We start from the raw sequence: 15129 nt of genomic DNA, 5'->3' as shown, positions 1-15129 counted from the left end.
GTAATCATACGGAAACCCTGGTCCGAATGCATTACGGAACTTGCAACAGCGCGCGAGAGCGCTGTCAAGTTTTTATTAGTGTGGGTGTGGGCCGCGAATGGGCGCGCAAGATAATTTCCTGAAAGTGCAGGTGGTTGAGCGAATGGAAAACAACAACACTGGCAAAATACGGTCAGGCGCTGCCAACCGCGCAATTGGCAGGCGTCAGGCGCCGAGTTCTTCCCCCTCAAGCGGCGGATGCTGGCGGAAGTTCGGGCCGACCAGCAGGTGCGTGCCGTCGTCGAGCACCACCGAGGTCAACCTTCCATCCTGCAGGTTGCGCTCCCGGATCGCCCGGTTGTTCACCACCACGCAGCGGTGGATGCGCCGGAAACCCGATGGCTTCAGCCGGGCGGCGAGGTTGCTGATCGTCTCCCGCATTTCAAAGATGCCCGCCGTGGTGTAGAGCTGGACATAGTTGCCCGCGGCCTTGATCCAGAGGAGGTCGTCGGTGCTGAGCGAACGCGGCTCCCCGTTTTGGTCGGCGACATCAATCTGTTTCACCGGCGAGCCGGCATTTTCCCCGTGCGCCAGGTAAGCGCCGAGCAGGGTGGACAGGTCCTCCACCTTGATCTGCAAAATGCGTGACGCCGCCAGCGCCAGTGCCTCGGCCATCTCCGCCTCGCGCAGCGGCACGGCTACGTCGCACACCACGCGTTCTGACGCCACCGGGCCGCCGGCGATGGTGATCATCACCGGGAGCGCCGGCTGCATCCCGGCAAGCGCCGGCGCGCAGGCGGTGCTGCAAATCGCCAGTTCCGGCAACTCGCGCGCGAGCACGCCGGCACATTCGTCGCCGCTTCCGGTTTCAGCGACGACATCGTAGGCCGGGTCGCTTTCGACCATTCGCCGCAACAGCCCGCGGCGTGAAAGGTCGTAATCGGAGATCACCGCGCGCATCTTCGAGCGGCGTCGCGGAGTCAGTGGCCCGGGGTCGAACATAACTGGCATCCTCACGGTGTTATGGCGACTATGACGTTCGGGATGTCAATTTGTCGTGCGCCCTGGGACGGATAACAGGATTTGCGACGCGAACCCCTTGATCCAGCCGAGTCCCTGGGACGGTTCGGTGTTTCAATGTCATTTCGTGATACCGAAAGGACGGCCGGCACGTCCAATCAGCACTGGTGTACCTGCTGGCCGATAAGAAATCTATGAACGCCTGGAAGCAGGCCCTCGCAAAAGTCGAAGTGCAGATGAAATGGGCCGTGCTATTCGCCCTGGTGCTGGCATTGCTGACGGCCGTCCGTGACGTCGCCGCCATGGACGAGCACCAGGCGCTCGTGATCTGGATCTGGAACGTGGCGGCGCAGCTCACCCTGTTTCTCTATTGGGCCCTGGTCGCGCCGCTGGTCCTGCATGTCATGGATTGGATACGCCGCTCCGGCCGCAACACGCTCTCGGCGGTTGCCATCCATCTTGGCCTGTACTGTTTCCTGGGCAGCTTTTTCTACGGCGTAGTCGGGCTGGTGAATCTCAAGTGGTGGCCCATGTACGGCAACACCTTGACGTGGAAGCCATTTTTTACCACCAAAACCTTCGGCGTCATTTTGTTGAATAGCGCGCTCAAGTATTACCTGCCGGTGCTGCTGGGCGGCGCCTTGTACGCCTATTACCGCGGCATGCGCGAAGAGGAACTCAAAGCTTCCGAATTGAAGCAGCAATTGTCGGAGTCGCAGTTTCGCCTGCTGAAAATGCAGTTGCATCCCCATTTCCTGTTCAACGCGCTGCACTCCATCTCCGCCCTCATCTACAGCGATCCGCCCCGGGCGGACCGCATCATCTCCCAACTCAGCGATCTACTGCGCCTCTCGCTTGAAACCACCGAGGTGGTGACGGTGCCGCTGCAGGAGGAGCTGCAGTACGTCATGAAGTACCTCGAAATCGAGCGCATTCGCTTTTCCGACCGGCTGCAAACCAGCTTCTCCATCGAGCCCGGCACGCTCGCCGTTGACGTTCCCAATCTCATCCTCCAGCCGCTGGTGGAGAACGCCATCAAGCACGGCACATCCAAGCTCTCCGGTGGCGGCTGCATTGCGATCAAGGTTTACAAGCAACGCGGTGGCCTGGTGATCGCGGTGGAGGACAACGGTCCCGGCTTCGCCAGGAATGGCGTTCCCGAGGGCGTGGGCACGAGCAACGTCCGCGAGCGACTGCAGCGTTTGTACGCCTTCCGCGCGCGCCTCAGCATGCAAAACCTGCAACCGCACGGCGCGCGGCAGGAGCTGTTCATTCCGGTTGACGACGTGGGCGCGCTCTTCGAAGCGCGTGCGGTGGAGTACGAAACCACGTCATGAACGAGATCGCAACCCTGATCGTGGATGACGAACCCCTAGCGCGGGAAAAACTCCGCATGCTCCTCGGCCGCGATCCCATGTTTCGCATCGTGCAGGAGTGCAGTACCGGCCGCGAAGCGATCCAGGCGATTTATTTGCACCGGCCGCAGGTGATGTTCCTGGACGTGCAGATGCCGGAGGTGGATGGCTTCGCCGCGCTCAATTCCATTGATCCCGTCACCCGCCCGCTGGTAGTCCTGACCACTGCCTACTCCAATTACGCCGTCCAGGCGTTCGAGGCGGAGGTGCTCGACTACCTGTTGAAGCCTTTTGACGAAGAGCGGCTCGGGCGCTGCATACGCAGGATCAAGTCGCGCCTGCTGCAATCCACGCCCTCCGGGCACACCACCGACACCTTTCAGAAAGCCTCCGATGGCATCGATCGCTTTCTGGTGAAATCGGAGGGCAGAATCCTGTTTTTCGACGCCAAGGAGATTGACTGGATCGAAGCCGCTTCCAACTACGCCGAAATCCATACCGGTTCGCAGTCGTTCCTGGTCCGCCACACCATGAATGAGCTGGAGAGAAAGCTCAACCCGATGCAGTTCCTCCGCATTCATCGTTCCTTCATCGTCAATCTGGCCAAGATCCGCGGCGTCCAACCGTGCAACAGCGGCGAATACATGGTTCGCCTGCAGAGCGGCAAGGAACTGCCTTCCAGCCGCGGTTATCGCGATAACCTCGCTTCCATCCTCAAAACCGCCATCTGACGCGGTTTGGCATCCATTGCACCCGCGTTTCGTCCTGTGACGAACGGCGCCGCGGTCTTGTCACGGGATGAGCAAGCGCTTTTCGATGAAGGTCCTCAACCCCGATGGCAGCTTGCGGCAAGAAGCCTTCGCGCCGGTGTTCGGCGACTTCGAGGATATGTACCTCGATTTTTATCGCTTTATCTCCATCGGCGCCATTCTTTCCTCGCCGGCCGTCGATCACGGCGTCGTCTATTTCGGCAGCATGGACGGCAATGTCTACGCTCGGCAGTAACGGATGGTCATCTCGCTTCTTTCCGGGAATTTGTACCGCTGCGTCCCGTTTTGGACGGTTTTGCAGTTGAAGGCGGCGGCAAACCGTACTATCTTCTAGGCCCCCCCGGGCCGTTATTTTCTCCAGGTTTTCGGCCCGTATTCAATTCAGTTGGTATCGGTGTGCCTTGGTCTGTCGGCTCGGCGGACTTCAAGAGGGGTGTAATGAACATTGTATTCAGCCGCGGCAGGAAACTGATTCTCACGACCTTCGTAATCTGCCTCGCGACCGCGGCGCTGATCGTCAGCCTGGGTGTACCGGGTCTTTTCCAGGGGGATTTGCGCCGCGGCGATTCACGCCAACCGGCATCCGTTCCGGCCACCGTGGGCGGGCACAACGGTGCAGCGTTATCCGTTCAGGCGGCGCCGGCTCCGCCGCCCACCCCCAATTCGCATCCCAGTACGAGCCTGGTCATCCTCCCCGGCCCGCCTTCGTCCGCGCATGCTTCCTCATTACTGATGCAAGCGGCCAAGCCGCCGGCGCCCAACCCGCTGCCGCAATTATCGAAGCCTCGAACCAGCACCGCTCTGGTGCCCATCAACTTTCAACCGAACCGCGGTCAGGCCGCCGGCGATGTGCGATATATCGCCCGCGCTCCCGGCTACGATGTCCAACTGCAGGACCGGGCACTGACGATCAACTTATTTTCCCGCCCGGAAATGCCTGCATCGCGCTCCACCGGGCCGATGCTGCCGCCGGCTTCAGCCGGGCGTGAAACCACCGTCGGTCTTGAACTTCTCGGCGCCAGCGAACATCCGCAGTTGAGTGCCGTGGGCGAGCTGCCGGGCAAAGCCAACTACCTGCGTGCTTCGGATCCGGCCACCTGGATCACCGGCGTGCCCACTTATGCGGGCGTGCTTTATGGCAACGTCTACCGCGGCATTGATGTCGTTTTCCACGGCGCCGGCAATCGACTGGAGTACGACTTTACGGTGGCGCCCGGCGCCGATGCCGGGCAGATTGCCTGGCGCTTCGACACCTCCGCCGTCACCCTGGCCGACTCTGGCGATCTGGTGCTGCAAGCCGGCGGCACCGAACTCAGGTTCATGAAACCGGTTATCTACCAGTCGGATCAGTACGGGCGCCAGTACGTCACCGGTTCTTATCATGTTCAGGCCAGCGATGGCGGCACCCTGGTGCGCTTCGACCTGGGCGCCTATGACCACCGCCGCGCCCTGGTCATCGATCCGGTCCTGAGCTATTCCACGTCCACCACCGCCACTTATGGATACCTCGGTTCCATGGCGACCGACAGCGCCGGCAACGCGTACGTGACTTCCGCCTCCGGCATCCTCCAGGTCACCAAGCTGGCAACCGACGGCGCCACCATGCTGTATCAGACCAGCATCGGCTCTGGCTATGGGGCAAATGCTGCCAGCGCGGTCGTGGACAACACCGGGAACCTGTACCTTACGGGCACAACCGGACCGGGCTTTCCGACCACCTCCACGGCCTATCAGCCCGTTTCCGGCTCCGGAGCGCATGCTTACTTGACGGTGTTGGATCCCACCGGCTCCACCCTGGTTTATTCCACCTACCTGCAAGGCAGTTCGGTTGATTCCGCGGTCGCGCTCGCCCTGGACAACAGTGGCGCGCACCCATTGCCGGTGATTACCGGATTCACCTACTCCACGGACTTTCCCAACACCAGCGGCGTCACCCTGACCGGCAGCGAAACCGCATTCGTCGCCAAGTTCGATCCCACTCTCAGCGGCGTCGCTTCGCTGCTTTACTCCACCGTTGTGCCCGGAACCTATTCGTCTTTCGGGCAGGGCGTAGCGGCGGATGGTAGCGGCAACATTTACGCTCTGGTGCAGGCCCAAACGCTCACCACCACGCCGGGTGCGTTCACCTATGACGGTGTGTACGTCGTCTATGGCGGCGCGTACGTGGTGAAGCTGAATGCGGCCGGCGCCACCCAGTACATTGCGTATCTTGGATACGGCAACGGAGCCGACATTGCTGCCGACACTTCCGGAAACGCCTATGTCGTCGGTGACCCTAATTACGGAGATTTTCCGGCCACCACGGGCGCGTACCAGACCACATTCCCGTTCGGTTTCCTGAGCGTACTCAACCCGTCCGGTTCCGCGCTGGTTTATTCCACTTTCCTAAGCGGCCCCAGCGGGCTTGTGACTCCCACCTCGGTTGCGGTTCCCGCCGGATGCGCCAGCGCATGCAACGTCTATGTCGGCGGCTTCACTACCGCCAACGATTTCCCCACCACCGCAAACGCAATCCAGAAGACGCTCGGCGGCAATTCCGACGCCTTTATCGTCGAGGTCAGCGGCGACGGTTCCAGCGCTCTGTTTTCTTCCTACCTCGGCGGCATCTACGACGAGAACATTGATGCCGGTTATTATTATTACTATTACTACTATTACTATCAGCGCCTGCCCCAGGTCTCCCTGGACGGCCTCGCCACCCCTAACATCTTTATCGCCGGCAATACCAACTCCCCCAATTTTCCGTTGACCGGGCCGGGTTCGACCGGTGGCTACCTCACCAAAATCAGTCCCGCCAATGCCGGCATCGTCATTCCCGACCAGTACAAGATTAATTTCTCCACCCAGACGATCAACATCGCCAGTGCGCCCGTCACGTTGAATCTGCGCAATTACGGGTCGGCCACGGTGACCCTCTCCACGTTCACCACCACTCCCGGTTTTACGCAGACCAACAGTTGTGGCGGCTCCATTGCCGGCGGCAGCAGTTGCGCTCTTCAGTTGACGTTTACGCCCACTTACACCGGCCAGGTTTCCGGCAGTCTCACCATCAACCATGATGGAACCAATAACCCGACCACCATCGCGCTTTCCGGCTTCGGAGCGAACCAGCCGCTGGTCAGCGTCACTCCCACTTCACTGCATTTTGGAACTCAGGCGGTCAACACCAGCAGCTCGACGCAGGTAATCACGGTGACCAGCATCGGAACGCTGCCGGCCACGATCAGCTCCATCTACACCTATTCGGGAGAGCCGGAGTTTGCCCAGACCAACAACTGCCCGGCCTCGCTGCTGCCGGGTGCGAGTTGCAGCGTGGCGGCCACCTTCTCGCCGCTCACCGTCGGGTACTTCAGCAGCACGCTGCTGATTCAGACCAACTCGGCGAGCACCAGTTATTTCTACGTGAGCCTGGATGGCACGGCTTCCAGTGGAACCGGCGTTGGCCCGGCGGCGTTGACGTTAAGCACCACGGCGGTCAACTTTGTCGATCAGGCAGTCGGCGCCGCCAGCGGCGCGCAGTATGTCTACGTCTACAACACCGGCACCGTCCCGGTCACTTTCGGGACGCCGAGCATCGCCGGCGCCAACCCCGGCGACTTCAGCGTGCCGTACAACACCTGTCCCCAATCGGCAGTTGTTCCCGGCTCCTCTTGTACGCTCGGCTTCATCTTCACACCTGCCGCAACCGGCGCTCGTTCCGCCACTTTCACGCTGCCCAACAGCGCCGGCGCCGCGGTGCCGGTTTCCTTGACGGGAAACGGAATCCCGGCAGTCGGGAGCCTTGTGTTTTCGCCCGCCGCCATGGTGTTCCCCGACTCGGCGGTCGGATCCACCTCGGGAACACAGGAGATCCTGGTGACCAACCAGGGCAACACCGCGGTCACCATCGATCGCGTGTTTGACAGCGGTAACGATTTCCGCGTCACCAGCACCGGTTGCATTACCGTTCTGGCGCCGCATGGCTCCTCCTGCTACATCGACGTGACCTTTACTCCCACCACCACGGGTCCAATCACCGGCACGGTCACGCTCCTGGACGATGCTCCGGGCAGTCCGCAAACCATCGGCTTGTCGGGGAACGGTGTCACGGCAGTTGAAACTCTGGTTGTGTCCCCATCCAGCGTCGGATTTGACGACACCGTCGTGGGGTCCTCCACCTACACAACCGTATATCTCTACAATCCGGGCACCTTCGACATCACCATTTCCAAGCTGGCCACCAGTCTCCCAGACTTCACGGCGAGCGGCTGCACCACCGTACCCGCGTTCGGATATTGCACCGTCAACGTCACGTTCGCGCCCACAAGCGCAGGACCGCGGTCCGACACGCTGACGATCACCGACACCGCGCCCGGTAGCCCACATTCCGTTCCCTTGTCGGGCAATGGACTCACGGGCGTGAACAGCCTCGAGGTAACCCCGCTGATCGTGGGATTTCCTGACACGGTGCTGGGAGTCGCTTCCGGGGCACAAGCCATCACGCTCTACAATCCGGGCAACACCAACATCACCGTGACCAGCCAACCCACCGCCAGCGGCGACTTCACGGTGACGAATTACTGCAGCATCATCTATGCGGGAAGCTATTGCACGGAATACGTAGTGTTCACGCCCACCGTGGCGGGGCAGAGAAGCGGCACGTTCAGCATCATGGATTCGGCCCCTAACAGCCCGCACACCGCCACCTTGATCGGCAACGGTATTAACCCCTTCACCGAAGTCATCGCCACTCCGTCCAGCCTCGGGTTCCTGGACCAGGTGGTCGGAACGACGAGCAACTACTCGCCCATCTATTTCTTCAATCCCGGTAACACCATCGTCGGCGTGAGCAATGTTGCGATCAGCGGCGATTTCGCCATCTACAGCAATGGGTGCAGCACACAAATCCCGGCGCAGTCCTACTGCGTTGAATACGTGACGTTCTCGCCGACCGGCTCAGGTCCGCGCACCGGCACACTGACCATGACCGACGCGGCGGCGGGCAGTCCGCACGGCGTGTCTCTCTATGGCAATGGTCTGGCCGCCAGCGCCAGCCTTACGCTCACGCCTACCGCCATGGATTTCGGCAATGTCCTGGCCGGAACCACCTCGCCGGCGCAAGCCCTGTACCTGACCAACACGGGCACGCAGCCCGTCAACGTGACCAGCGTCACGGCGAGCAATTTCTTCCAGGGCTCGGGGTGTGTTGGCATCATCAGCGCAGGCACGCAGTGCGGAATATCGGTGACCTATACGGGCAGCGGAACCGACCCTCAAGTCGGCAACATCACCGTGCTCGATTCCTCCACCGGCATAGACCACACGGTGCAGTTGACCGGCACGCCGACCAGCACGACGCCAGCTGTCTCCATTTCGCCCAACGGCCTCACCTTCGTTCAAACCGTGGTAGGGAAGACTTCCTCGGCGTTGAGCGCCACCTTCGTCAACCACAGCGGAGCGACGGTGACCGTCTCCTCGGTGGCAGCATCGCCGGGGGACTTCGCGGTCAACAGCAATAATTGCAGCTCGGTTCCCAACACGGGCAGTTGCGCGGTCAGCATCAATTTCACACCGACGGCGAGCGGCGTGCGCACCGCGACGCTTACCTTCACCTACGGCACGGGCAGCACCATTGCGATTAATTTGTCCGGATACGCGAAGCCCGCTACCACCGAATTGGTGTTGACGGCTTCCGCCCTTTCCTTCCCAGACCAGGTCGTCGGCACCAGCAGCAGCGCTCAGTTGGTGTATCTCTGGAACCAGGGGACGGTCCCGGTAAGTGTCAGCGGCAGCATCAGCATCACCCCCGCCGATTTCGCGGTCAGCTCCACTTCATGCAATTCGGCCATTATCCAGGCGAGTTCCTACTGCTACGCTTACGTGGTCTTCCAGCCGGCCTCGGCGACCACGATCACCGGCGCATTGACCATCAATACCCTGGCCGATCCCGCCAGCCCGCACGTGGTCACCCTCACCGGCAATGGTGTGAGTCCGGTCAAGAACCTGGCGTTCAGCGCCACCTCGGTGCAATTCCCCGATCAACCTGTCGGCTTCACCAGTGCGGTGCAGTACCTCACGCTCTACAACTCCGGCAACACCAACGTGACCGTCGCGTCCATCACGCCCAACGGCGACTTTGCCGTGCCCTCCAACGGGTGTTCCACCGTATATGCGCACAGCTCCTGCTATCTGTACCTGACCTTTACCCCTTCCCAAGCGGGTCTGCGCTCCGGCTCGCTGGACATTGCCGACGATGCCACCGGCAACCCGCACAGCGTCGCGCTGTCAGGCAACGGCATCCCCGCAACCAAGACGCTCACTCTGACCGCCACCGCGCTTGCCTTTGCCGACCAGCCGGTGAACACAGCGAGCAACTACCAGTACTTTGTGGTTTACAACACCGGCGCGGCGCCGGTCACGTTCACTCCGATCACCACCGTGGGCGACTTTAGCGCTGCTTCCTACAGCGGTTGCCAGACGGGCTCGGTGTCTGCGGGCTCGTACTGTTATGTGTACGTGATCTTCCAGCCGACGGCGACGGGAGCGCGCACGGGCAGCCTGACCATCAATAGTTCTGCTGGAGCCTACCCGGTGTCTCTCACCGGCAACGGTGTTGCGGTTGTCCACGACGCCCGCGTCGGCGCCACCGCGCTCACTTTTCCCGACCAGGCGGTCGGCATCACGAGCGCCTATCAGACCGTAGCGCTCTACAACACCGGCAATGTGACGCTGAATGTCTCCAGCGTTAACGTCACCGGCGATTTCGGCAATCCCTACGTGTACACCTGCAACCCCGCGGCCATTGCCCCGAAATCCAACTGTCAGATCTACGTGACGTTTACTCCTACGGCCACCGGCCCTCGCAGCGGCACGTTGACCATCACCGATGACTCCGCCGCCCGGACGCACACCGTGACGCTGAGCGGCAACGGACAGACCCCCACCTCGACGGTCACCTTGATTCCGGGCAACCTGCAATTCCTGCCCCAGGTGGTCGGCACCACCAGCTCGTATCAATATGTCGCCGTCACCAGCACCGGCAATTCTCCGGTTACCATCACCGGCGCCAACGTCACCGACACCATCACCGGTTCCGGTTTCGCTCTTTATTACAACGGCTGCGGCACGCTGCAAAACTTCGGCAACCAGTGCTACGTCTATGTGACCGTTGCCCCGACGATTTCAGGGCCCGTGTCCGGCGCCCTCACCGTCACCGATACCGCCACCGGCAGCCCGCGTAGCATTGCGCTGGCCGGAACCGGCGTTGCCGCCAACTCGGCAGTGCAGCTCTCGCAATCCAGCCTCACCTTTGGAAACCAGGCGGTGGGAAGCACCAGCCCGGTCCAGTACGTCTACCTGGTAAACCAGAGCACGAATTACATCAACATCACCAACTTCGCCGTCAGCGGCGACTACCAGGTCAGCGGGTGTGGCACGGGGTCCTACATCTACAGCACTCAGAGCTGCGTGTTTTACGTCTACTTCAAGCCCACCGCCACCGGCGCGCGCCCTGGCAGCATCACCATCACCGATACCGGCGCCGGCAGCCCGCGCACCATCACCCTCAACGGTACCGGCGTCAATCCATTTCCGATCGCGACCCTGTCCACCAACAACCTCGTATTCGCCTCGCAGAACATCGGCAGCAGCAGCGCATATCAGTACTTCACTTTGAGCAATACCGGGACAGCGCCGCTGACCATCAGCAGCATTGCTTTTGCTCCTGCGACAGCCGACTACACGTTGACCCCCGCTGGTTCCTGCGGAGCTACTTTGGCCGTGAATAGCTCCTGCGCGATCTACGTCACCTTTACTCCGTCTGCAGTTTCCGGCCCCGGCACGCGCAGCGCGACGCTGGTGATCACCGACAACGATGCCAGCGGCTCGCAATCGGTGAACATTACCGGAAACGCCCTGGCGGCGAGCCCGCTGGTTGCGCTCTCGCCCACCTCGGTCGCTTTCGGAAACCAGGCAGTGAACGTTCCCAGCACGCCGCAAACTGTGACCCTGACCAACCAGGGCAACGCGGCGCTCACCATCACCAGCGTCGCTGCCAGCCCGCAGTTCGCGGTCGCGGCCAATAACTGTCCCGCCACGGTGAACGCCCTTGCCAATTGCGCCATCACCGTCACCTTCACGCCCGCCGCCAGCGGCGCGCAGAGTGGGACGCTCACCATCACCGATAGCGCGGCAGGTAGTCCGCACATCGTCGGTCTTTCCGGCACGGGTGTGGGCTCGCCCTCCATCTCGGTGAGTCCCGCCAGCCTCATCTTCAGCAACCAGCAGGTCGGCGTCGCCAGCGCGCAGCAATCAATTGTCATCTCCAATTCCGGCTCGGCGATGACCATCTCATCCATCGACATCACCGCCGGAGATTTCACCAAGACCAGCAACTGCCCTCTGAGTCCGAGCACGCTGCCGACCAACGGTAGCTGCTCGATCAACGTCACTTTCACCCCCACCGCGGTCGGCACCCGGTCGGCCACCATCACCATCAACGACAACGCCGGCGCCGGCCAGCAAACCGTCCCCGTCAGCGGCACCGGCATCGGTCTGCCCGCGGTCACGCTTTCCCCGGCCACCTCGCCCGCTACTCCCCTCACCTTTGCCAGCCAGAATGTGGGCACGTCCTCGGCATCGCAGCCCGTCACCCTGACCAACAGCGGTGGCGGCCCGCTGGCCATCAGCAGCATCCAGCCCACTGCCGGTTACGCGCAGACCAACAACTGCGGCAACAGCCTCGACGCCGGCGCCAGTTGCACCATTAACGTCTCCTTCGTTCCCACCGTCATCGGCACACAAGCCGGCAGCATCAGCATCTCCGACAGCGCAGCGGGCAGCCCGCATTCCATTTCGACCACCGGCGTCGGCCTCGGCGCGCAACCCACGTTCAGTCCTACCTCGCTTGATTTCGGCTCCGTTGCCGTCGGTACGCCCACCACCGGCCCAGCCGTCACGCTGACCAACACCGGCAACGTGACCATGAACATCACCGGCTTCCAGATCAACACCCCGCCGTACAGCCAGACCAACAACTGCGCATCCACGCTTGCGCCCGCCGCCAGTTGCACCATCACGGTTGTCTTCAACCCGACCGCCGCCGCCAGGCAAGACGGAGCGCTGTATGTCTACACCAATGGAATCAACGGAGGCGCAGCGGTCATGGATCTGACCGGCGTTGGTTTCGGGCCGGTCGCGGGATTGAGTCCGGCATCGCTGAATTTCGGCAGCGTCACCGTCGGTACCGCCAGCCCGGCGCAGACCGTCACCTTGTCCAGCACCGGCAGCACCGCTCTCACCATCAGCAACATCACCTTCAGCGGCAGCGGCGATTACAGCCAGACCAATACCTGTCCCGCTACTTTAGCTACTGGTTCTAACTGCACGATTTCAGTGACCTTTACGCCCGGCGGTGTGGGGACGCGAAATGGCACGCTGCTCATCTACGACAACACCGCCAGCAGCCCGCACCAGGTGCCGCTGAGCGGCATCGGCCTGGGGCCGGCGGTCACCTTCAATCCGCCCAGCCTGAATTTCGGCACCATCAGCCTGGGTACTACCAGTTCTTCGCTGCCCCTGACCTTGACCAGCTCGGGCACCAACGCGTTGCTGATTTCCGCCATCACCGCCAGCTCCGAATTTGCTCAGACCAACAACTGCCCGTCCTCGCTGGCGGCTTCGGTGAGTTGCACCATCAGCGTCACCTTCACTCCCGCCGGAGCGGGAACGCGGAATGGTTCCATCACCGTGACCAGTAACGCCGGTCCCCAAAGCGCCGCGCTGACCGGCGTCGGCACCGGACCCCAGGTGCAACTGTCGCCTCCCTCGTTGTCATTCGGCAGTTTGCCTATCGGTTTGACCAGTGCTCCGCAATCGGTGGCCTTCACCAACACGGGCAATGCCGCGCTCACCATTACCTCCATCGTGTCCAGCGCCGATTTCGCGGAAAGCGATAATTGCCCGGCGACCCTCGGCGCCGGTTCGTTCTGCACCCTTACCGTCACGTTTACGCCTTCGGTGGTCGCGCCCGAGAACGGCGCCATCACCATCACCGACAGCGCCGGCGGAAGCCCGCACAGCGTGACTTTGAGCGGCGCCGGCACCGGTCCGCAAACCGATCTCGCCGTGACCGGCACGGTAAGTCCGGCGTCCATTCTGCCCGGCGGCAGCTTCACCTACACCTTCGTCGTGACTAACGGCGGGCCTTCGCCCGCCACCGGCGTAGCGCTCAACATCGCCCTGCCTCCCGCCGCTAACGCGACGTTGAATTCGGTTGCCACCACCGCCGGCACTTGCACCGGCACGGGCCCGCTTGCCTGCAACATCGGAAACCTGGCCAAGGGAAGCGCCGCGACCGTCACCGTCACCATGACCGCCACTGCCGTCGCCAGCTTCCCGGCGACGGGCACGGCGTCGGGCAACGAGACCGATCCACTGATCTCGAACAACAGCTTGACCCTGACCTCGGCTGTGCTGGCCGCCGATCTCGCCATCGTCGGCGCCAGCGCGCCCACCACCGTCAACGGCACGCCGGCTTACACCATGATGGTGACCAACAACGGGCCTTCGCCGGCCACCAACGTCTCCATGACCTGCGCCTACTACCGTTACGTGTACCTCGGCTACAGCACTCCGTATGGCACTTGCACTTATTCCGGCGCATCCCTGACGTGTTCGCTGGGCACATTGGCGGTGGGCGCCAGCACCGGCGTCACGCAGCAGGTGCAGCCGCCGGACACCGGCTGGGCGAGTATTAATTGCACCGCGTCCGCCACCGAGGGCGACCCCAACCCGGTCAACAATTTCGCCCAGATCACGCCTCCGCTGGACTCTTTCAACACTCCGAGCGGCGACAACGTTGCCGTGCAACTCGCCGACGTCCCCTCCGGCACCCTGGCCCGCGTGACCTTTGCCAAAGTTACTCAGCCCGGCACCACGTCGCTCACGCGCACTGCCGGCGCCACCCCGCCCTCGGGCTTCCGTACCGGCGCGCAGCCCGCCACCTTCGACCTGAGCACTTCGGCGCTCTACAATCCGCCGCTCACCGAGTCGTTTGGATTCCCGCCGGCTCAGTTCCACAAGCCGGCGCAGGTCCACTTGTTCCACATGGAAGGTGGCGCCTGGGTGGACCGCACTGTGGCCATGGATCTTTCCACCTACACCGTGTCGGCGCTGACCGCATCGCTCTCGCCGTTCGCCCTGTTCGAGCCGGTGAACCATCCGCCGGCGGCCAACGCGGGCGCCGATCGCACCGTATCGGGCACCAGCGTGGTGGGCGCTTCGGTCGTACTGGATGGCTCATCCTCCACCGATCCCGACAGTGACTCGCTCACCTATCGCTGGACCGGGCCGTTCCCCGAAGGCAACGGCGTCGTGACGGGAGCGAAGCCGTCCGTCACCCTGCCCTTCGGCGCCTCCAAAGTCACGCTCATCGTCAACGACGGGGAAGTGGACTCCGCGCCGGCCGCCGTCAACGTCACCGTCTCCGACTTCGCCCTTGCCTTGAGCGACTCCTCTGCCAGCCTCAAGCGCGGACAGTCCACCACGCTCAACGTGAACATCACGCCCAAGGGCGGCAGCTTCGACCAGTTGGTCACGCTGGGCTGCGCCAATCTGCCTGCTTCCATGACCTGCCAGTTCTCCCCGCCGGCGGTCCAACCCGGCGCTTCCGGCGCGAATACCGTCCTCACCCTGACCTCCACCGGTCTGGCGCAAGGTCGGCGCGCGCCGCGTCCCCTGTGGGCGATGTGGACCGGGTTATTCGGCGTGCTGGGCATCGTGGTTGCCGGCGCCAAACGCGGACGCGCCTGGACTCTGTTGCTGATCGTGCTGGTGCTGACTGCGATCTTCTACACCGGATGCGGCGGCGGCGCCTCCTTCGCTCCCCGGAACAACACCACTCCGAGCACCACCGTGACCATCACCATCACCGGCAGCTCGGGCGGTCTCCAGCACTCCGCCACCGCGAACATCACCGTGAACTGATAGCGGTTGCCCCACCCTTGTCTCTCCCCGGTTTTGGGAGA

The 15129-nt window shown here is 62.5% G+C and carries 5 protein-coding genes; 4 read left to right on the top strand and 1 reads right to left on the bottom strand.

Going from position 1 to position 15129, the window contains the following annotated elements; genetic code table 11:
- Nucleotides 1-204: 204 nt before the first annotated feature.
- On the bottom strand, nt 205-981 hold the full coding sequence (locus LAN70_08735; protein ID MBZ5511245.1) for a LytTR family transcriptional regulator DNA-binding domain-containing protein: 777 nt from the start codon (nt 979-981) through the stop codon (nt 205-207).
- Between the two features lie 212 nt (nt 982-1193).
- Here LAN70_08735 and LAN70_08730 point away from each other — a divergent pair, with 212 nt between their 5' ends.
- The 4 genes from LAN70_08730 to LAN70_08715 all read left to right on the top strand — a co-directional run bounded on the left by LAN70_08730 (nt 1194) and on the right by LAN70_08715 (nt 15088).
- Entirely contained in the window at nt 1194-2336 is a 1143-nt protein-coding gene (locus LAN70_08730) for a histidine kinase (GenBank protein ID MBZ5511244.1), read from the top strand.
- The gene (locus LAN70_08725; protein ID MBZ5511243.1) at nt 2333-3085 is read left to right on the top strand and encodes a LytTR family DNA-binding domain-containing protein; all 753 of its coding nucleotides are present in this window, start codon (nt 2333-2335) and stop codon (nt 3083-3085) included. The genes LAN70_08730 and LAN70_08725 overlap by 4 nt, the downstream gene beginning before the upstream one ends.
- Before the next feature lie 67 nt (nt 3086-3152).
- Nucleotides 3153-3359, top strand: a complete 207-nt coding sequence (locus tag LAN70_08720) for a PQQ-binding-like beta-propeller repeat protein (GenBank protein MBZ5511242.1) — start codon at nt 3153-3155, stop codon at nt 3357-3359.
- 203 nt (nt 3360-3562) lie between these two features.
- Nucleotides 3563-15088, top strand: a complete 11526-nt coding sequence (locus tag LAN70_08715; protein MBZ5511241.1) for a choice-of-anchor D domain-containing protein — start codon at nt 3563-3565, stop codon at nt 15086-15088.
- Nucleotides 15089-15129 lie beyond the last annotated feature (41 nt).

The organism is Terriglobia bacterium, assembly GCA_020072845.1.
Taxonomy (GTDB): Bacteria; Acidobacteriota; Terriglobia; order Terriglobales; family Acidobacteriaceae; genus JAIQGF01.
The sequence above is the reverse complement of the archived record's forward strand: the minus strand, read 5'-3'. Positions and strand labels throughout refer to the sequence as shown.

Coding starts and splice junctions, on each gene's coding strand:
- LAN70_08735 (MBZ5511245.1), bottom strand. CDS start 981: ATGTTCGACCCCGGGCCACTGACTCCGCGACGCCGCTCGAAGATGCGC.
- LAN70_08730 (MBZ5511244.1), top strand. CDS start 1,194: ATGAACGCCTGGAAGCAGGCCCTCGCAAAAGTCGAAGTGCAGATGAAA.
- LAN70_08725 (MBZ5511243.1), top strand. CDS start 2,333: ATGAACGAGATCGCAACCCTGATCGTGGATGACGAACCCCTAGCGCGG.
- LAN70_08720 (MBZ5511242.1), top strand. CDS start 3,153: ATGAGCAAGCGCTTTTCGATGAAGGTCCTCAACCCCGATGGCAGCTTG.
- LAN70_08715 (MBZ5511241.1), top strand. CDS start 3,563: ATGAACATTGTATTCAGCCGCGGCAGGAAACTGATTCTCACGACCTTC.